Source organism: Methylophilus sp. (assembly GCF_052173275.1).
In the GTDB taxonomy this organism is placed as follows: Bacteria; Pseudomonadota; Gammaproteobacteria; order Burkholderiales; family Methylophilaceae; genus Methylophilus.
In genome coordinates, this window is sequence record NZ_JBQMUL010000001.1 from 1 (window position 1) to 18,280 (window position 18,280).

An 18,280-nucleotide genomic window follows, 5' to 3' on the forward strand; every position below is an offset into this window, starting at 1 on the left:
CCCTTGTCAGCTGAAATGCAATTTAAGGGATTTGTAGTTTATATCTAGAACAGGTGGAATACCAATTCAACCGCTGAGACTCAACTGATTGTATTTCAATGAATCAATTGATTGGATGAGTAGGAATGTAGCTTAAGTGCGATTAATTGCTTTTAATTCATCGCATATTTTTTTTTGGAGATCATCTAACTTTAGCTCTTCATTTGCGATTAGATACGATAAGGTTTTTCAAAATAACACCCTCCACAATTTAAGTTCGACACAGTTGGGTTGTATGAACTTTCCTTTTTTGGGGTAATTGTGTTCCGATTGATGCAATTTCTACACCCCAAGTGTATCGATTTGAGTTTGTCAAATTGATATACAGTGACTTCAGGGAGATTGCGTTGATCAAAATGTCTGCCTAACCTTATACAAATTGATGGCGAGGCAGCTAGCGCTAAATGCACCTTCTTAACTCCCCGATTTTTTAGTAACGCCATAACGCGCAAAAAACTTTCAACAATCTGTACTTGATCTGCTTCAGTCCATATGGAATTAGGTGTTGCAGTCGGATTCTCGATTTTAGCCACTTTGAGATTAGGCCATGTATTCGAAATGGTTGAATCCAAAACTGCAAAAGTAGCCGCCACTGCAACGACAACCTCAGTATCTTGACTGGAAATTCTGGGATCAATTTGCTCGTTAACTACAATCGATGGCTCATTCTGATCTAAAGTTTGCCATTCATCTTTCAGGCGTTCATATTCCCATACGTTAGGACTGAATTCATCATCCAGAATTACACCAAATAAAAATTGAAATGGGGTCGGGGCAACTGTACCTGCATGAATGGAAACATCGCCAGGATCTTTACCTGCTATGGCAGTTTCAATTCTGGAGTGTATGTTATTAACCTTGTCTAGGGCCTTTTCTAACTCTGAAGATGTGCCCGCAGTCACATGCTGGCCGATCTCGACCAGGACCTCATCTACCTGACCAATCATTGTCTTAGAGATTGAGGACTTTAAACTTTGATTGAGCGTTGCAGACAATCCGCGAAGCTCGATGATGATATTTTTCTTCCTAGCGTTATTACGTCGAAGAGTTACCCAATCTTTTATACCAATCCAAAAGCCACCAATCATTAATAGGGCTCCGAATACGCCTATGATATAGAGGACAATTTCAGAAGTGTCCGAAGTATTTATACCGACGGCTAAATGCCCATTGTTTATATAACGGTCATATTCAAAGATTAATTTATAACCACCAAAGGCAAGGACTTCTAATGCAACCCCACACTTCACGAGTGTTCCAGCAAAAGAAGGCCTAAAAAATTTGATTAAATCTACTATCAATAAAAAGTATTTCATATCGTTAAATACCCCACTAATTGAATTTCAAGATTTTTATTTCCTACCCACACACCAAATTTTTCCGTTCCTACAATGATCGAAAGTAAATTTGGAGATATCGAATTTGAAGTACTCAATATCTTTCTAAAATCTGCATTATCGACAGAGGATGGAGTGGGGATCTCTTCCGGGTGCGTATGCCAAATTCCTAAACAAGTACCTTTAGAGTTGGTATCTTTCCACCATCTATCAGCCTTTTTCTGATGGCCTTTACCTCTATAAAATGAGTATCGAGAGCGCTTATCGCCAAAGCATGGGACAGTACATAACTCAACTAATAAACCATGGCTGAATTGATCAATGTAGCCCAACAAAAGCCCGCCTGCTTCCTTTGAGTAGACTCGATTCTGCTTATAGCTTCTGAATTGATTAATCACTTTAGAGTCAATATTTCCTTTAACCTTATTGAACTCGAAGTAGGCCCTATCATTACTTATGTATTGCAGCATGGGCAGTTGCCTTCAAAAATATCAGTACTTGTAAAAACAAGCTTTGAATTTGCGCCCAGCGCATTTTTATAAACTTCAGACGTTTTAATATTATTCGTAATAGCATTATCTTCCGGACCGATCCAGCGGCTGTAACCAGTCCTTTGGGAAAGCACGAAATCCGTAATCAATTGAGCGCTTTTGAGGGCGTCCAAGCCAGAGTATGGTAAAAATCCTATGCATCCCATCAAGTTTTTTGTAATTTTCTGATTTGGCTCTAAATATGAGGTGCGAGATAAATTACCAGGTGCATTTCCGTCAACGATGTGAAGGCACTCCAGACATCCTTTCTCCTGAGCTGCCATCGATATTGCATGGCCACCGAGCCCCAAAGCCTCCACCCATCCGCATACGATTTGAAACGGCCACCCCTCATTTTTTGCGCGTTTTACAAGATAACGCTCCAAAATCATGTTGCCGGTAGTCAATATCAAACAGTCGATATCAGGCAGGCCAGAGGCAAAATAGCTTTCCAGACTCTCAGGAACCGGATGAATAGTAAGTTCAAGAAACCTCTGTTTTAGGTGTTCAGCTAAAGCACTTACTTTATTTTTACCTACATGTTGTTTGCCTAGTACATGCCTGTAAACATTGTCGTTGGTGAATATATCGCTATCAATCAAACAAAGGTTTGTGATTCCAGACATACACAACAACTCAGCTACTCTTGAACCGATTGCCCCGACTCCAGCAATAGCAACCCGAATATCTTTAATTTCAGTTCCACCACGCTGAGCATAGTAGTAGGGACTTAATTCTTTGACTGCATAAAAATTCAGTTGGGATATCTCAGAATTCTGACTTCTTACAAATGAGATGGCGAAATTTGAATAACCAAAGACATTGGCTACCCTGATTACTAATCCCCCGATTCTTTTTTTTGATAACTGCAAATCAGGATGATTATTTAAGAAAGATTTCAACCAGTTAATATCTGGCTTTGAGCCCATGGAGGGTATGCGTTCAATGCTAGTTTTAATGACATTGGCCGTATGAAAAGTTGCTTGCTTCCCAGCAGTTGCTTGACCTGAAGCGGTAATCGAAACTAGTGAATGCTCTTTCTTGCCTACATTCACATTGAAAAAGACTGAATCAGCTGATCCAAATCCACCTTCAATCATCCGATTGCCAGTAACAAATCTCTCGGATAAATAATCCTGAAGCTCATTGGCAAATGCCTGAAGTTTTTCAGATGCGGTTAGTTTATTGGCATCCTCAATAATTACTAGTGCGGATTTGACGACAAACTCAACTACACCATCCACATCATCGGGATTGAAAACTACACCTTGTCTATCGGAAATGCAGATGTTGCCACACGGTGAAATGTGAGGGTGCCCCCAGAAGTAATCTGGATTTCTAATGTAAATTGTAGGCAACTCAAACATCAAGTCACCCTTAAACGATATTTGTAATGGAAGTTCGTTGATTGAAAAATTAATCTTCAGTAAAGCACTCGTGGATTCTTCCACGCAGACATCTACTGCTTTTACGTTTGTCAAAGCAGTAGATGCTAGTGCTTCAAGAGGATGAGCTTTTTTCAAGCAGAACTCCCTGTGACAGTCACAGATCGCGGAGTATTAGACTTCGCAGCCTCTGCTTCAGGCACAGGGAATTCATCACCAAATTGTTTAGCTAGTTTTTTACAAGCTTTATGAGTGTCAGTCTCGCTTTGAGCTTCGTTTAAAACTGAAATTAAACATTCAAGTTTGTCTTGCAAGTTTTCTTTCTGAAGCTCTGTGAGTTTGGCTACCAAACTTGTAAATGGTGAAACCGGGAGGTGAATGTCGAACATACCCCAATCCAGTTTATTTTTCATCATTTCAGCTAAGTCTTTCAGAGCCAGTAAATCACGTGGTTTATTGTCATTAAAAACATCATGATTAGGGACAAAGTACTCGCCTGCAAATACGGTCAAAGCAATACTTGGAAGGTTAGAGTGACCAAGTTTAAGATCACGCCATCTTTTAAGGTATGAAATGACTCTGAGGAATTGCTTACGGTCATCACCGCTAAATCGCTCATATACCCAGTCGATTAGCTCTTTGGGAGCTGAATCTTCCCAGAGAATTTTGTCTTCGTCTGAGTTGGTTTTTCCCTTGGCGATGTAATAATCATTATCTTCTTTGCAATAAATTGCCAAGTCCACATGGAAATCTACCTCGCTGCCCTTCATATAGTTAACTCGAACGCATGGATATTTGATTTCCACTGAACGATTACCTTTGTTTAAAGCGAAGAACACCTCTTTTTTAATTTCAAGTGCTGTGTACTCAGTACTATCCATGTCGAACACGATACCAACATCGATATCGTAATTTCCGTCCAATGGCATAACACCAGTGCCCATGGCATAACTACCCTGATTGAAGTGAGTCCAGGTTGGGACTTCTTCCGAAAGGCCTGCACTAAGGGCCTCTAGCAGGATTGTGCGTTTCTCACGCAATCCTGCTTTTTCATCACTGATCTTAATTTCTTCGTAATACTCTTTGAACTGTTGCTGACAATACATTCACTTCCCCTTTACGATTGAGAGTTGTGCCTTGCAATGATTACAACATATAGTACTTTAAGTCGGCACATATTCTATATGTAGGGGTGCTTGTAGGAATTTCAAGCCTTCTTGTGATTTTTTTTATAATATTTATTTTGAATAATGTTTTGTAATTTAACTTATAGAAGTTATATACCCAAACTGCAATATTGGTGGCAATTTGGGTATGGGCGAACTAGGTTAGCGATCAGTCAACTTTTTCTTTGCACGCAATTTCCGCATAGACTCACCTTTCAAATGCAGAACATGCGATTGGTGTACCACGCGATCCAATATAGCGTCTGCTAGTGTTGGATCAGGAAACAAATCATGCCATTGCTCGAAGGGATATTGAGTTGTGAAGAGTAAAGAGCCTGAGCGCATTCTTTGATCGATAATATCCAATAGAACATGACCCACCGAGATATTTATCTGGCCATGTCCAAAATCATCAATAACTAATAATGCTGGTTTAATGAGTTTGGTTTTCAGGCTGGCTAATGACCCGTCAGCCAATGCTGTCGCAATATCTGAAAGCAGCTGATTACTACGTATGTATATCACCGATATGCCGAGCCTGCATGCTTGGGTTCCAATAGCAGTTCCTAGCCAGGTTTTACCTGTACCAGTCGCGCCGCGAATCGTTAAGTTTTGCTTTCGATGTACCCACTCACATGTCGCCAATGTTGAAATCAATGGCTTATCCAAGTCTCTACTAGGCCTGTCATCCAGATCCTCTAATGAACACCTTTCCGGAAGGGAGCATCACATATTCAGTTGAAAGTGAACTATTAAATATACGATTATTAAGTATCTGCCCTCCTGAAGCACAAAGACCGTATTTTCAAGAGGGATTTTTAGTTGGAAGTTTCCCAGCTTATCGTATGCAAAGACGTCCTAATTTAGATATTGGAGTTAGGCTCATAGCCAAATTTGAATTAAATAGCCTCAACTTTTGGGAAAAGAATTTTCATGCCATTCCAGTTGATGCCCTATTTCCAGAAGGGGACAAGCTTCAAGATATATGCTTGGAGCTAAAGTCTGAATATGGTCTATAAATAACTTAGTAAGAAAATTATTTAAACGAGAATTGCTTTATTAAATGTTTAATTCAAACTCGTATGTCAAATGCACTTTGTGACCTGGCTTTCTCGAAATTAGGATTTAATGCCCTTTGGTTTCTTCGTCCTGTCTCGGTTGATTAATGGTAGTGGCGTATTCAGGAAGTCCAGATCGAGCTGTCGTGTTGATGCGTTGTATGCCCATCGCACGAATTGCTCTAGTAGCGTATTGTTTTCACGGGTAAGACGAGCTATCTCCGCCTCTAGAAGTTTGATACGCTGGGCGGCAAGTTGAAGCTCAGGAGACTCGGTATTTTTACTCTTTCGCTCCTGACCAGTAAGTTCTTTTTTACGGGCTACAAACCCAGACCTGATGCGCTCATGATTGTTTAACGTCTGACGTGCATATGACAGGTGCAGCTGTATGGTGATAGCCTCTATGAATAATTTCCAGCTAAGCTTACCGCTCCAGCCATCAAGAATCTGAACGATGCGCTCGATTGTCGCATCATCCAGATTGGGTGCTCTAGAACTAGTTAATTTAGGCATGGTTATTCTCTATTTTAGTTGATTGGTTTTCTAGGTATTGCTTAAGCTCGTCCAGTGATTGGAAATTAATGCCGCATACCGAGCCGTGTTTTTCGAGGCGCAGCTCCATTGATTGAAGTATTCTGCTCGCCCCGTTGGGGCCTGCCAACACAATTCCAGCGCCATCGACGATTTCTGTATTTTCAAAGAAACCTATAATTTGTGTAGTGCGTTCAAGCACGCTTTCGTAACCAGACACCCACTTATCTGCTCCATATTCTTCCTCAGTCAACGCTTTATGGGCAATATCTAATAAGGTTTCCGTTTCCTTGTGCAAGAAACGTACCTTGTGCTCACACTCGCTGTCCCCTTTGATATAGACAGACTTTTCGCAATGGATATGATCGCCATGTAGCGGACAGGGCTCGCTTGCAAAGTTGTGGATGCAATAGCCGAGTTCGGTGGTGTGTGCCGATATGACCTTGATGCCTGGGAATTCTGCTCGTAACTTATACACACGCGTGTCGGTAGTAACTAGCTCGTTATCTTCCTGACTTTTGTCACCAATAGCTTTAGCGACCTTGGACACCAAGTCTGGCCCTAAGGCTTTACGAACTTTGTCAACCACGTCCCGATCCGACTCATGGTCATAGGCACGGTTTGTCGTCACTTTTCGACCCGAGAGTTTAGCAATTATCATTTCGTCTAGGCCACCAGCCTGCATCACAGTATTGCCGTAGTGCCGTAGCATATGTGTAGTTAGGTGAATCCTAGTACCATCAGGATTGCGAAGATTATGTTTCTCGAAGATATTTTGGATTTTGGAAGTGGTTTTTGCAGAAATCCGTGAATTTACTTGGGAATAATTAACAGGATGGATCATTCCAACATAAATAGCTCTACCAGACATTTCATTTAGTCTGGAAACACAGAGAGCTTCACTATATTTTAGGTTTTGGGTTATATCGAGGACAGGAAACCCGGCAGGGAGCAAAGAAAGAATTGCTTGTTCGACCTCTTGGAATCTCAACAGATTTGTCCTGCCGAATTTGCGTAAATTCAACTTCAGATAGTGGCAATAGGCAGTAATAGAGGTATGTTTGCCATCAAAAAGGATGGCATTCAGTTCATCATAAGATAGCCATTCCTGAGTACGGAAGTGCTCATGTTTGGACAATAGATATATCTGGTCGGGGTTCTCTTCATACCATTTCGCCACTACCCTCGCTTGATCAGTCATGGCAATCAGTTCATCGACCGCAACTTGGGCAACATCCTTCATAATAGGTAAAACATCTTTTACCAAAGGTGCGTTGTTCTTTGCAGGAAACCATCTTAGGCCCATCCGTTGCTTCTTCGAGCCGTCCTTCCAGACAATACAATTCTTGGGCAAGGTTAGCGTTTCTACGATACGGTCAGGTGAACATAACATCAAGTAGGTGATGTTGCCAATGAAACGTTCAGCAAAGCCTTGGCTGTGGTTTCTAATATGAGCAAGTGCTAAAAGCGCTTCGGGGGATGGCAGTCTTTTATTCCGGACCGCGTCAAACTCCTTATCGCTTCGGCGACGTTGTATCTCTGGCGACGGAACAAAGGTTGTCCATACTGTAGGGAGTGATACCAACCTTTGATCTACCATTTCCCTGTAGATTAAATCAAGCTGATTGCTTATGTAGTATGCGGATTCATAGTTTTCTACGATCTTCTGAGTTGCAAAATTTAACTCTTGAGGCGTAATACTCCAGGGATCAGAATTACCATTTAGGGTCCTTTGTGCATACTCCATGTACCTTAGGGCTGTGAGCTTGCTGTCAGCACTTCCGAGCCCTCTAGTTGAGTGTAAATGATTGAACATCGCTTTAGCAAAAGACAGGAAAGGTTCATTAAATGGCGTGCCTTGGTACTTTTTGCCAGTTGAAAGCTCATCTCCATACATATCTAGACGGGTGAAGTGCAACCTATTCTCAGACTTGGCCTTATTCTTAGGAAACATATGCCCAAATCCCCAGGCGTTACTTTCGAATGATTGGTCATAGCCTAATGGTTTTATAAGTCGGTTATTTTTAACAAATAGCTCGAGTGACGCTTTAGCATCAAGCTCTGAACGCGAAGGGATGATTAGAATATTGTTCATGGATGCTGTCTGTTGAGTTCTCTGCAACGTAAGATGATCTCGGCGCAAGCAAGGATTGCGCGATCATTGATACTGGCAATTCTAAGATCGGTGGTTTTGATTAATGCCTCGCGCCTGGCTAGCATAAAGGCCAGTGCCTCTTCATGAGGTCCATCTAGCCATGGCTCGAAGCGATTACAAGGGTAGCAGGCAATCGGTTTACAGAAATTGCAATCTCCATGTTGCCCGCAACTGCCCATCCCACTGCCACTTTGGTCCACACGAAAGTCGATTATCCGGCTCGAACGGTTTGGCTGGGAGGCTTCATCTTCACCGGAGATCAGCCGTCCCATAAACGCCTTGGCAAGAGGTGCCATGGCATACGCCGTTGCTGCATCAATTTTGTCCATTAGTCGCTGTGTTAAGGCGATGTACACCTGTGCGGTTGAATTTTGTGTGTGCCCGAGACAGCGTGCTATAACTTGAACCGGATGCCCTTCTTCCGCTAGACGAGTGCCGTAGGTATAGCGAAAACGACGAGCACTAACTTTCATAGCACTTTCTAGTCTCTCCGACGGGACAGCAAGACGATCAAACAATGCCATGATACGAGTTATGATGTCTTGGTTTGTAAAGTGAAACTCAAACCCTTTTGGGTCAGGATCTTTCTTAATTTCTAATGCTGGGAATAGCGGTGCTTGCCAAGGGTCAGGAAGTATGTCCTTGTACTGTTGCCACACTGACAACACGTACAAATAAAGGGGTTCTCCAAGATGCCGGCCAAGCAGGCATGGCATAAATTTGTCACGAGCGATAGTGTTCGTCTGTTTGGCAATCGGCATGTTTAGCCAGTAGTCAGCACCTTCAGATTCGGGTGTATGAAAATCTACCAGCTTAAGAGCCGCAAATTGGATTGGGCGTGCACCTAGCGCCATCAAAAGTTTAACTAGGAAATAATCGGCTTCGTTCCATTTGCCATCAGCATATGACTCGTTGGTTTGCTGGTCAATGGACTCGAATTCGAGATCAGTAAACGGCCCCTTCTTTGGGCACAGCGTTGAGACTGCAATCATATCGGGTGGGCGTTTAATCTTGATTTTGGCTAACAGGGGATTTAAATTAGGATCAATTCCCTGCACCCCCAAATTGCACCACTTGCGGAGCAACATCCTGCAACCCTGTGTGTACTTATATGCTGTTTTGCTACTCGCCATGAAGTTTTGGATGTCAACAACACTGATTGTGTTGATGAAATCTGATTTTTCAGAGACTATGAATCGAGTGAGTGCTATAAAAGAATGAAATTCTCGATAAATGGTATTGCTTGCCCTTATTCCCAATAGATTGATAAGGGTATATTTCAACCCAAAGATCAATGGCTCAGCTTGTGGCGGCAACAAGTCAAAGTTAAAGTTAGAGGTTGAAAGTTGATCTCTGATTCTCCAATGCTGAAGACGAGGATTGTATTCAATTCCAGACTTTGTGTGGGCAACCTCAGGAAGGTCATTTGGAAAGGTTGCGAGAAACTTTTTAGCGGCAGACTTCATTTTTTTCAACCATGGATATATTGTTCTGATATGTAATTTGTGCAGAATGAGCCCTGCGCATAGTCGAACGTTTTGTGTAGTAGTCTGGACTATTGCTGTTATCGCTCCACCCATTAAGGCGAATCATAGCTTTCCTTATTTCCACCTGGCTCATTCCAGCCTTATCAAGTGATTCATACAAATTGTCATTGAAGGTGTGCCTCAGGATGTGAGGAGTAAGAAAGTTTAGTAATGACGATGATTGCTGGAGAGGAACAAAAAGCTTGTTAACAGAACTGAGCGAGAGTTCCTGACCTTCTTCTGAAACAATTAGCATTGGTTTTTTTCGCGCCGCTTTGATTGCATAGCGCGTACCATTCACATACTCATAGATTCGCTGCGAAAGTGCTCGTGAAAGCGGAATTGGTCTGGCTTTAGTTTTTGCATTGGGTTCGTCTAGTCGACTATCGAGTTCATCGTCTGGTCGCCTAGCCACGTAGAGTTCATTGCTTTTTATATCGTTAATCCTCACGCCAAGCAATTCACCCCTTCGTAGGCCGAGTTCAATCATCATATGGACGATCAAAGCATTTCGCTCCTTGGAATGCGAAGTATCCCATGGGTTATTCAGGTGGTCTGGTTCAATGATTTCCATAAGGATTTTTTGTGATTCAGGAGTGAGTCCCATACGTTCTGGTTCTCCGCTGCGACCTCTAGACGAAGGAGTGCGCTCCTCAATTGCACTTAGTACAAGATCTCGCAATTCGATCATGTCGCTTCTGTTCGAACCTTGATGCATCCTCATAATCCGACTGTTTGCAAACCAAACAAGGTACTTGCGGATATAAATTAGTCGGATTGCCGAAGTCCCAGGTTCTACCTCGCCCATTGCTTTTTTTCTGGTTAGATTCAATCTTGCTTGTTCTAACGAAATCATCTTGCGTGGTTGACCAATAGGTTTATCTATTTCCCAGATTGCGTCCATTTCAAGTTTTGTTAATGCGACTAAGCGGTCGATTTCTCCATAAGTCAGAAATTCACCCTGCTCAAAGCGCCGATCTAAGTTAATGCTCTCTCTATCTAGCATTGTTTGTAGCACCATCACCCCACGAAGCGCTTGTTTAATTGTGTTAGAGGCGAGGTTGCGTCCACGCAATACAGAGATAGCAAATACCGTAGGCTCAAAGAGTGGTATTCCACTTGAATCTATGAGAAGCGGTAACCGCTCACCGGTTTGTAATCGAATAGATTTGATACGATATTGTTTCATTTGTGGACAATCTTATTAGTTGCTCAATAACAATACTAATGTTATTTCTAAAAAAAATGTCCATAAGTAAATTACCAATATATTTACTGGTTTAAATGATATATGTAGTCATTTACAGTGTAGTTCCGTATAATGTGACAATGGCATTGTATCCTTTGAGGCTGTTCTTGAAGCTAAACGGCTTGGATTGGATGTTGTGATTACTGATCATCACATGCCAGATAACAGAATGATTTTCCCCAAAGCAGACGCAATTGTTAATCCGTGGGCGGAAACTGGTGAGAATCAGTTTGGAAGCAAAAATCTTTGCGGTGCTGGTGTGGCCTGGTATGTCATGGCTTGCGTTAAAGATTACCTGGAAAAGCGTGGTTGGAAACATAGTTTCGCCATGAAAAGCTTGGTAGACATTCTTGCTGTAGCAACAGTTGGAGACATGGTTAGGCTGGACGATAACAATATTAAATTAGTTAAGCTTGGGCTTGAGAAGATGAATAGTAACAACGTCAATCCAGGCATTGCGGCGTTAATGGATGTCTCAAAATATAACGAGAAAGCAGCAAATACACAAACAATAGGGTTTGGTATTGGGCCAATGCTGAATAGCTGCGGTAGGCTTGGCAGCGCTGAGCGCGCAATGACTCTATTATGTACAGACGATTATGACGAAGCTTTCATGCTTGCTTCTGAACTAAAAGAGACTAACGACGCTAGAAAATTAATGCAAAAGCAGATGTCGGAATTGGCGATAGATAATCTAGCAATGGATGTGTCATCACATTCTGCATGCATTTTTAATCCAGAGTTTAATGAAGGTGTTGTTGGTCTAATTGCGAGCAAAGTGAAAGACCTGACTAACTTACCTTCATGCGTTTTTACTGCAACTGAACATGGTTATATCAAGGGGAGCTTTAGATCAGTTCCAGGAGTCCATATACGCGATGTAATCGATTTAGTATCGCAATTAAGGCCAGACATTAAGCTGTCTGGCGGCGGCCATGCGGCTTCTGCTGGAGCCAAGTGCGACCCGGATAAATGGGATATCTTCAAGGAGACATTTAACCAGGCGGTGATAGAGCTTGCTGAAAAGGATGCTTTCAACCCTACCCTCATGGTTGATGGTGAACTCAAAGAATCTGACATCAATATGAGACTCGCAGAAGATATTTCTACTGAGGTGTGGGGTCAGGGAATGGCCGCGCCTCTATTTGCAGGTCCAGTTGAAATTACGGATCAAAAAATTTTAAAAGATGCTCACTGCAAATTTACTGGGAAAATTGGCAGACTGATGGTACAAGGGATATTCTTTGGCCGGGCACACTTTCTGCCCCCTATAAGCAACCTGGTTTATGCATTGGATATCAACGTGTGGAACGGTAATAAGAGCATTCAGCTGTTAGTGCAAGGGATTGATGAAAGTCAGGAAGGGTTGTTCGCATGAGCGTGTTACCTAATAAACACGCTGCGATTGCCAAGTGTGAACCAAAAAATGGTTTTAATGTTGGTTGGGACTGGTATGCATACAGATTAAAGGTGCCAGACAATGCATCCGGTTATGCGGCATTTATGGAGGGTTACAACGCGGCCAAGGCCGCACGCGTAAGCCCACTTGACCATGACAGGTTCAGCAGAAAAATAATGCTTCTGCGGTTGAATGCGTGGAAACGTGGCCGTATTTTCAGCGACGAAGTGACGACAAAGTTCCTGAAAAGCATTGATTCAGGTAAATGCCCGGTAACTGGGGTGGATCTAACCCATGGCACCATTACTGAAAATGACTGGTCGGTGGACCGGATCAATAACAATGGCGGGTACGTGCCTGGCAACCTGGTGATCATGAGTACCAAAGCCAATACTTGCAAAGGCGATAAATCATTTCCAGAAATGTGGGAGCTTGGCTACGGCGGCCAAGGATTTTCGGAGGTCATTGAAGGCTTAACCGTCTACGAATGGCGCAGGATGGTGCTTATTTGCAGCTGCGTCATTACCGATGAGGTGTCAGATGACGATGGAGAGATTCACTTTGGGTATGCGATTGCACCGGCTATTAGCTTGATACCTCGAAATATCGTGGTGAATGGCAGTATCGTTATGCAGACCGAAATCGCATTGGCAGCGGCTGGTTATTCAAGCAAGATGTATGACCGCATTACTTCAGGGTTCCGGAAGTCATTCAGGAAAGAGTTTAATGCACTTAAAAATGACTGCGGCAAGGAAATACAAAAGGCCAGGCTACTTACACCCTATGATGTATGGAATAAGCTGACACTGTTTAGACGCTTCAAGGATCTGTATACAGATCTAGCGACTGAAGAACGTTTATGCATTACCGCACCTTTTCTGAGGCTGCAAACCCCGGAAGATTTGCCGAATGCGCCAGATGCAGAAACTTGGGGTTTGAATAGCGATGGCTATGTTTTAAAACAGCAGCAAAAGGTTGTCTAATCTGGCGTTTATTTATATCCAATTAAGGTAATGTTTTTTGACCAATAAAGTTATCAACGGTTGGTAACTAGATTGGAAATTTATTCCAGTGTTTTTCTTATTCACAGCAAGGACTTAAGCTGATAATAAGTTACCAATATGAGATGTAAAATAATAATCAATGTTGGATACTAGGTTGGATATTTTTATGATTGATTTAGGGGTAATTCATGACAGAACAAATAGATGCTATAAAACAAAAAAATGAAATCAATCATTCTGCTTTGCCGTGGGAGGTAGTCACCCGTGGACATTCGGAAGGCTATTGTGACGTGGATGCCGCAGACGGAACGACAGTTGTTTCCAATGTAGGCCTGGATAATGCAAAACTTATTGTACAAAGAGTTAACGAGTCGCCGTATGTTTTAATATCTACAGCTGATTTGGACAGAGTTTCGATGCAAGTTGTCAGTTAGGTATTCAGGAAGGTAAAAAAATAGCCGCTAAGCGGCTATTTTGCATTATGCGGCTCGACCTTGGGCTATCTCTGCCAGGAATTCACTTTCATAACTGGCAAGTACGACACTTCTGAATTGAGGATCGCTTGCGCCCTTCAGCTGCATTTTGATAGATACGACCTTTTTGGGCTTGGTCCACTTGAGGTTATCCAGTTTGATGCGCAGTCTCTTAACGGCCATATCCCAGTAGCTTGAATGAATACCCAATAATACGATACATGCAGTGTTGATTAGGAACTCTTCTGAGAAGTGTGTCGGGCTTTGGGAAGCACACCATAATGCGATACCGAATTTACGGCCTTCTTTGGCTATGATGTTGATGATATTGTCTGACTCATCTTTAAAAAATTTATGAGCCTCATCGAGTACAACAATATAGCGAATTTCGCTGGTGTGCCCTCTATCGCGCGCTTCACGGAATATTGCTTCGAGTCGCATGTAAACGAATAGCTTCTGGAAGTCATCACCCAGGGACATGATTTCGTGGCAACGGACATTTGAATCAAAAGGCGGAGGGTTGTGATTGAAGATGCCGGCTGAATTGATCGTGGTCAGCCTTTCAACAAGGCTCATCATGACTTCTTTATTGTTGTATTTGAAAAACACATCCAACTCATCCCCGGTTTTTAATCCTTTGAGGAAAAGCTGAAACATGTTTTCTGTTTTTTCATTTAGCTTATCAAGCTGGCTTTCCATTTCCTCGACTGAACCCTGATCGGCAGCCTCTTCAGCACTAAGGTCTTCGTTTACTGCGTGTCCTTGTACTGAAAGCTTCTGCCTGGCGGCTTCATGAAGCTTGCTTCGACGTATGCCTTTGACAAGCCTGGTAATGGACTGTACGTTTGTAGCAATTGAGTCTGTACCGAATTGGGTGGTAAGTACCTTTGTTCTGGTGAAGTCAATTAAGTCCTGAATGGATGGCTGTTTTTCATAAGCCATACGCCATGAACGCACATTGTCTTCAGTAATGCCTCTCTCAGCATACAAGTCAATCATTAGGTAGCGTAGCGTAGCTTGTTGTTTTGTGCCCAGTTGCACAGTAGTGGTATTAACAAGCCTGATAAAATTGTTGATAGAGTTAAGTACACCACCTGAATGCACATCAGGATTAATGATTAGCGGGTTGTAGCCGTATCCTGTCTGAGCGGAATATTTGACTACTGAAGCTTGTCCGATATCCAACTCAGCATGGACATCGAAAATATCAATTGAAGAATCGCCATCGATATACATTGATGCACGATCAAGAAGTTCTCGGAGCTGGTGTGACTTACCAGTACCAGTTGAACCGGCTAAAAGCACATGAGGGTTAATCATGGCATCCGAGTCGTAGATTACTTCAGTAGTTTTACCCTGCTGTTTTGCGGCATACTGATCAATGCCGAATTTATGCTGTAGTCTCATCTAGGATTCCAATTTTACTTTTTCATTGGCTTGATTTTGGTTTGAACTAATCTCAAGCATCTGGTTAATACGATCAAATACATCGTCTTCAGGCTCTTCAATTTCAGCCAGGCGCTCTTCACTAAATGGCTCAAAATCTGGATCGTCATCTACCGGATCAGCGGCGACATGCAAGGCCTGTATCGCAGCAAGCGCTTTTTTCTTCCTGTATGTAATATAGAAATAAATACCTACGGAAATCACGACCACCAGCACAACGGCTGCACCAATCAGATATTTGCGATTGCTTTTGGCCTTTATGATGGTCTGGTACCAGGATGTGACGCGGTACTTTTCAGGGTTATATTGCTCAAGATTCAAAGAGTCAGTTATGTAAGACGTATTAATCTTTCCACCAGTCTCTAGGTTCATGGTGTACTGAATTGGCAATGGGATGCCATCAGTAGTCGGTAGCATGATGGCGAAGGCAAATGTGTCAGCCTTGGCAATTACGCGGCCTTCAGGCAAGTAATCATTAATTTTCACCTGAATAGTGTCATAGGGAATGTTGAAGTATTCTGACCATGTGCCATCGGTGTGCAAAACGCGGACAAAGCCCATGATATCTACATCAGATTTATTTGGGACTTCAGTATCATAAGCGCGCAAGTCGAACACGATGCCCGGTCTTGATGTGATGATATTGCCGCCCTGACCAGTGAACTTGTAAGCGTGGCGATATCGCTTTTGGTTATTCTCTTCATCTGCCTTGTAAAGCTTTTCAACGGATGTACCATCCATTTTGTCGTATGGCATGGAATAGATGTAGTCCATGTACTGAGCCTTTTTGGGATTACCAAATGTCCAGGCATAGTTGAATTTGTAGTCATGGATATTCACACCGCGATCAGCTACAACGGTCAAAACGGTTTTCTTTGACAATTTATCAACCACTATTGCCGTATCGCGGCTTGGCTTGTTCGAGCTGGTGTACTTATAACCATCAAAGGTGAGTGGGTTGATTTTCAGGATGATGGGCACGTTGCCGCCGTTCGTGGCCTTGACCTCGATAGTGGTTTCACCACGGTAAACAATCTGGACATAGAATGGATAAGTTTCAGCGTGCGCCTTGGACGTGATAAACAGAACGGAAGAAACCGTAAATATAATCACCAGCAAACGAAGCAACAGCGTCTTGTGGAAACTGTTGGAATTCATAGAGGTATGATTTTTCTGGGATGTTTTCTGGGTATTTGCCATGTGATTATTCAATCGTGAAGTGCAGGTATTTGGTTCCAGTCACCATAAGGCGCACCACTTCAAGAGGTGTGTTGCCATCAGTGGAGAAACCAACAAACTTAATGGTGGTTGGCGGTGGATATGCCTTCCGGAAAAAAGCGATGTTGGCGAAGTTGATCGGAACATGGAGCATCTTTTTCTCGATCCGGTCCCTGTACTCTTGAGCATCGCTTAAAACGGTGTAAGAAATAAATACATCAGTCACTTTCGCCTTGTCTTCAGGAGTAGTCTTCACCTCCCTCTTTACATGGTGAAGACGTGCTTTGTTATGGGCGGATTCAAGCCCCGAACTTCTGTATAGATTTCGGACTGTTCTTATTATTTGTTTTGAGAAAAGTAGTTCCATGGCTTAAGTGTTAGGTTTTAAGCCATTTAATGCACTATTTGTGCCAGTTAGAGCATTGGTAAATTATGGGTATGGTTTTTGTATAATTTAGGTATTAATTACAGACGGTTATAAAAATGGTTGATCAAGCCCAAAGACAATTATTCGATGAAATCGAGCGCATTTATGAGAAAGCAGACGGCCCACTTAGCAATGAGCAACTTTATGAAGCACTTTGCGAGAGTAAGGTAGTTTCAGAATCTGACCTGGTTGGAAATCGTTTGGATATCGGCGGGGATTCCCATTCGTTACTAAAGCGGAAAATTCGTTGGTTCCAGCAAACGCTTAAGGCAGCTGGTGTGATTGAACGTGTTGCGACTCGCGGCATGTGGAAGATGGCTGAGAAAACCAAAAAGAACTTAACGGAAATCAAGTCCGGCTTCATCATTTTAGGGTTCTCTACCCTACTAGGGTTTGCAGCGGTCGCAGATGCAAAAACAATGCTGGCTGGTCTTGACCAGAAGGTAGACCTGTTTTTAAGCTCACCACCCTACCCACTTAGGAATCAAAGAGACTACGGTGGAGTTGATCAAAAGGAGTACGTTAATTGGCTAAGCGGTTTTGTAGAATTGGCCGTTGATAAAATGGCTGATTCAGGTTCTTTGGTATTGAACTTGAGTAACGATATTTTTATGCACAACTCGCCTGCAAGAAGCACTTACTTGGAACGACTAATAATTGCATTAGAAGATCGATTCAACTTGGCGTTAATGGACCGGATAATTTGGGATTCGCCTAATAAACCGCGAGGTCCGGTTCATTGGGTGAGCAATAACAGGGTACATGTGAATCATGGTTATGAGCCTGTACTGTGGTTTGCAAAGAACCCGGCATTAGTTAAATCCAATAATCAAAACGTCTTGCAGCCCCATACAGAGATTCACAAAAAGTTTATTCTCAGTGGGGGCAACAAGAAAGAGCGAGTGAACGGTGATCGGACTCAGAAGGTTAAGGTTGGGGCTTTTTCCAACATGACTGAAGGCACGATTCCGCGAAATGTACTTAGGATTAGCACAACTTGCAAAAGCCAGAGAGAGTATAAACGGTATTGCTCTGAGCAAGGTTTGGCGCAGCACGGGGCAACTATGCCGCTCAAGCTGGCTGACTTTTTTGTGAAATTTCTAACTGATGAGCATGATTTGTGCATGGACATGTTCGGCGGGTCAAGCACTCTAGGCCTAGCATCTGAGTTAAACAATCGAAGATGGATTACTACAGATAAAACGTTTGACTACGTGGCGGGTGCGTCATATAGATTTAAAGACTTTGAAGGCTTCGAGTACAACAAGGCCATTGATAAGTTTTTGGTTTAGCTGATTCGGCGGAAACGCGAAGAGTTTTTTTTATAATTAAGTTAC

Annotated in this window: 17 protein-coding genes; 5 read left to right on the forward strand and 12 right to left on the reverse strand. The window is 42.6% G+C overall.

Features of this window, described 5'->3' with window-relative positions:
• Positions 1–209 precede the first annotated feature (209 nt).
• The 5 genes from ACTS9Y_RS00005 to ACTS9Y_RS00025 form a co-directional block, all read right to left on the reverse strand.
• Entirely contained in the window at positions 210–1,355 is a 1,146-nt protein-coding gene (locus ACTS9Y_RS00005; RefSeq protein WP_442583965.1) for an SAVED domain-containing protein, read from the reverse strand.
• Positions 1,352–1,846, reverse strand: coding sequence for a Mov34/MPN/PAD-1 family protein (locus ACTS9Y_RS00010; protein ID WP_442583966.1), 495 nt, complete (start codon positions 1,844–1,846; stop codon positions 1,352–1,354). Before ACTS9Y_RS00010 ends, ACTS9Y_RS00005 begins: the two co-directional genes overlap by 4 nt.
• Positions 1,831–3,429, reverse strand: coding sequence for a ThiF family adenylyltransferase (locus ACTS9Y_RS00015; RefSeq protein ID WP_442583967.1), 1,599 nt, complete (start codon positions 3,427–3,429; stop codon positions 1,831–1,833). Before ACTS9Y_RS00015 ends, ACTS9Y_RS00010 begins: the two co-directional genes overlap by 16 nt.
• Positions 3,426–4,397, reverse strand: a complete 972-nt coding sequence (locus ACTS9Y_RS00020; protein ID WP_442583968.1) for a cyclic GMP-AMP synthase DncV-like nucleotidyltransferase — start codon at positions 4,395–4,397, stop codon at positions 3,426–3,428. Before ACTS9Y_RS00020 ends, ACTS9Y_RS00015 begins: the two co-directional genes overlap by 4 nt.
• A 222-nt stretch (positions 4,398–4,619) precedes the next feature.
• Positions 4,620–5,126, reverse strand: coding sequence for an ATP-binding protein (locus ACTS9Y_RS00025; RefSeq protein WP_442583969.1), 507 nt, complete (start codon positions 5,124–5,126; stop codon positions 4,620–4,622).
• A gap of 32 nt (positions 5,127–5,158) precedes the next feature.
• Between ACTS9Y_RS00025 and ACTS9Y_RS00030 the strand changes: the two genes are divergently transcribed.
• Complete coding sequence (locus ACTS9Y_RS00030; protein WP_442583970.1) at positions 5,159–5,476, forward strand: hypothetical protein; 318 nt, start codon at positions 5,159–5,161, stop codon at positions 5,474–5,476.
• A gap of 99 nt (positions 5,477–5,575) precedes the next feature.
• Here ACTS9Y_RS00030 and ACTS9Y_RS00035 read toward each other — a convergent pair whose 3' ends face one another.
• The 4 genes from ACTS9Y_RS00035 to ACTS9Y_RS00050 are packed head-to-tail and all read right to left on the reverse strand — an operon-like array spanning position 5,576 to position 10,916.
• Positions 5,576–6,028 (reverse strand): hypothetical protein, encoded by a 453-nt coding sequence (locus tag ACTS9Y_RS00035; RefSeq protein WP_442583971.1) that lies wholly within the window; start codon positions 6,026–6,028, stop codon positions 5,576–5,578.
• Positions 6,021–8,141 (reverse strand): hypothetical protein, encoded by a 2,121-nt coding sequence (locus ACTS9Y_RS00040; protein ID WP_442583972.1) that lies wholly within the window; start codon positions 8,139–8,141, stop codon positions 6,021–6,023. The genes ACTS9Y_RS00035 and ACTS9Y_RS00040 overlap by 8 nt, the downstream gene beginning before the upstream one ends.
• A complete protein-coding gene (locus ACTS9Y_RS00045; RefSeq protein WP_442583973.1) occupies positions 8,138–9,667 on the reverse strand; it encodes a site-specific integrase in 1,530 nt (509 codons plus the stop codon). Before ACTS9Y_RS00045 ends, ACTS9Y_RS00040 begins: the two co-directional genes overlap by 4 nt.
• Positions 9,651–10,916 (reverse strand): site-specific integrase, encoded by a 1,266-nt coding sequence (locus ACTS9Y_RS00050; RefSeq protein ID WP_442583974.1) that lies wholly within the window; start codon positions 10,914–10,916, stop codon positions 9,651–9,653. The genes ACTS9Y_RS00045 and ACTS9Y_RS00050 overlap by 17 nt, the downstream gene beginning before the upstream one ends.
• A gap of 145 nt (positions 10,917–11,061) precedes the next feature.
• Here ACTS9Y_RS00050 and ACTS9Y_RS00055 point away from each other — a divergent pair, with 145 nt between their 5' ends.
• The 3 genes from ACTS9Y_RS00055 (at position 11,062) to ACTS9Y_RS00065 (ending at position 13,813) form a co-directional block, all read left to right on the forward strand.
• Positions 11,062–12,354 carry a single-stranded-DNA-specific exonuclease RecJ gene (locus ACTS9Y_RS00055; protein WP_442584245.1) on the forward strand — a complete coding sequence of 431 codons (1,293 nt, stop codon included), beginning with the start codon at positions 11,062–11,064 and terminating at the stop codon, positions 12,352–12,354.
• Positions 12,351–13,358 carry a hypothetical protein gene (locus ACTS9Y_RS00060; RefSeq protein WP_442583975.1) on the forward strand — a complete coding sequence of 336 codons (1,008 nt, stop codon included), beginning with the start codon at positions 12,351–12,353 and terminating at the stop codon, positions 13,356–13,358. Before ACTS9Y_RS00055 ends, ACTS9Y_RS00060 begins: the two co-directional genes overlap by 4 nt.
• Before the next feature lie 209 nt (positions 13,359–13,567).
• Positions 13,568–13,813 carry a hypothetical protein gene (locus ACTS9Y_RS00065; protein WP_442583976.1) on the forward strand — a complete coding sequence of 82 codons (246 nt, stop codon included), beginning with the start codon at positions 13,568–13,570 and terminating at the stop codon, positions 13,811–13,813.
• A gap of 45 nt (positions 13,814–13,858) precedes the next feature.
• Here ACTS9Y_RS00065 and ACTS9Y_RS00070 read toward each other — a convergent pair whose 3' ends face one another.
• Genes ACTS9Y_RS00070 through ACTS9Y_RS00080 form a run of 3 tightly spaced genes read right to left on the reverse strand, consistent with a single transcriptional unit; the run spans position 13,859 to position 16,772 of the window.
• On the reverse strand, positions 13,859–15,259 hold the full coding sequence (locus ACTS9Y_RS00070; protein ID WP_442583977.1) for a helicase HerA domain-containing protein: 1,401 nt from the start codon (positions 15,257–15,259) through the stop codon (positions 13,859–13,861).
• Complete coding sequence (locus ACTS9Y_RS00075) at positions 15,260–16,498, reverse strand: hypothetical protein (protein WP_442583978.1); 1,239 nt, start codon at positions 16,496–16,498, stop codon at positions 15,260–15,262. It lies immediately after the preceding gene.
• Between the two features lie 4 nt (positions 16,499–16,502).
• Positions 16,503–16,772, reverse strand: coding sequence for a hypothetical protein (locus ACTS9Y_RS00080; protein WP_442583979.1), 270 nt, complete (start codon positions 16,770–16,772; stop codon positions 16,503–16,505).
• Between the two features lie 227 nt (positions 16,773–16,999).
• On the opposite strand from ACTS9Y_RS00080, the gene ACTS9Y_RS00085 reads away from it, so the two are divergent.
• Complete coding sequence (locus ACTS9Y_RS00085) at positions 17,000–18,235, forward strand: DNA methyltransferase (RefSeq protein ID WP_442583980.1); 1,236 nt, start codon at positions 17,000–17,002, stop codon at positions 18,233–18,235.
• Positions 18,236–18,280 lie beyond the last annotated feature (45 nt).

What these genes read in the sequence shown, in the direction of transcription:
- ACTS9Y_RS00005 (WP_442583965.1), bottom strand. Translation starts at nt 1,355, where the DNA reads ATGAAATACTTTTTATTGATAGTAGATTTAATCAAATTTTTTAGGCCT.
- ACTS9Y_RS00010 (WP_442583966.1), bottom strand. Translation starts at nt 1,846, where the DNA reads ATGCTGCAATACATAAGTAATGATAGGGCCTACTTCGAGTTCAATAAG.
- ACTS9Y_RS00020 (WP_442583968.1), bottom strand. Translation starts at nt 4,397, where the DNA reads ATGTATTGTCAGCAACAGTTCAAAGAGTATTACGAAGAAATTAAGATC.
- ACTS9Y_RS00030 (WP_442583970.1), top strand. Translation starts at nt 5,159, where the DNA reads ATGAACACCTTTCCGGAAGGGAGCATCACATATTCAGTTGAAAGTGAA.
- ACTS9Y_RS00035 (WP_442583971.1), bottom strand. Translation starts at nt 6,028, where the DNA reads ATGCCTAAATTAACTAGTTCTAGAGCACCCAATCTGGATGATGCGACA.
- ACTS9Y_RS00040 (WP_442583972.1), bottom strand. Translation starts at nt 8,141, where the DNA reads ATGAACAATATTCTAATCATCCCTTCGCGTTCAGAGCTTGATGCTAAA.
- ACTS9Y_RS00045 (WP_442583973.1), bottom strand. Translation starts at nt 9,667, where the DNA reads ATGAAGTCTGCCGCTAAAAAGTTTCTCGCAACCTTTCCAAATGACCTT.
- ACTS9Y_RS00050 (WP_442583974.1), bottom strand. Translation starts at nt 10,916, where the DNA reads ATGAAACAATATCGTATCAAATCTATTCGATTACAAACCGGTGAGCGG.
- ACTS9Y_RS00060 (WP_442583975.1), top strand. Translation starts at nt 12,351, where the DNA reads ATGAGCGTGTTACCTAATAAACACGCTGCGATTGCCAAGTGTGAACCA.
- ACTS9Y_RS00065 (WP_442583976.1), top strand. Translation starts at nt 13,568, where the DNA reads ATGACAGAACAAATAGATGCTATAAAACAAAAAAATGAAATCAATCAT.
- ACTS9Y_RS00070 (WP_442583977.1), bottom strand. Translation starts at nt 15,259, where the DNA reads ATGAGACTACAGCATAAATTCGGCATTGATCAGTATGCCGCAAAACAG.
- ACTS9Y_RS00075 (WP_442583978.1), bottom strand. Translation starts at nt 16,498, where the DNA reads ATGGCAAATACCCAGAAAACATCCCAGAAAAATCATACCTCTATGAAT.
- ACTS9Y_RS00085 (WP_442583980.1), top strand. Translation starts at nt 17,000, where the DNA reads ATGGTTGATCAAGCCCAAAGACAATTATTCGATGAAATCGAGCGCATT.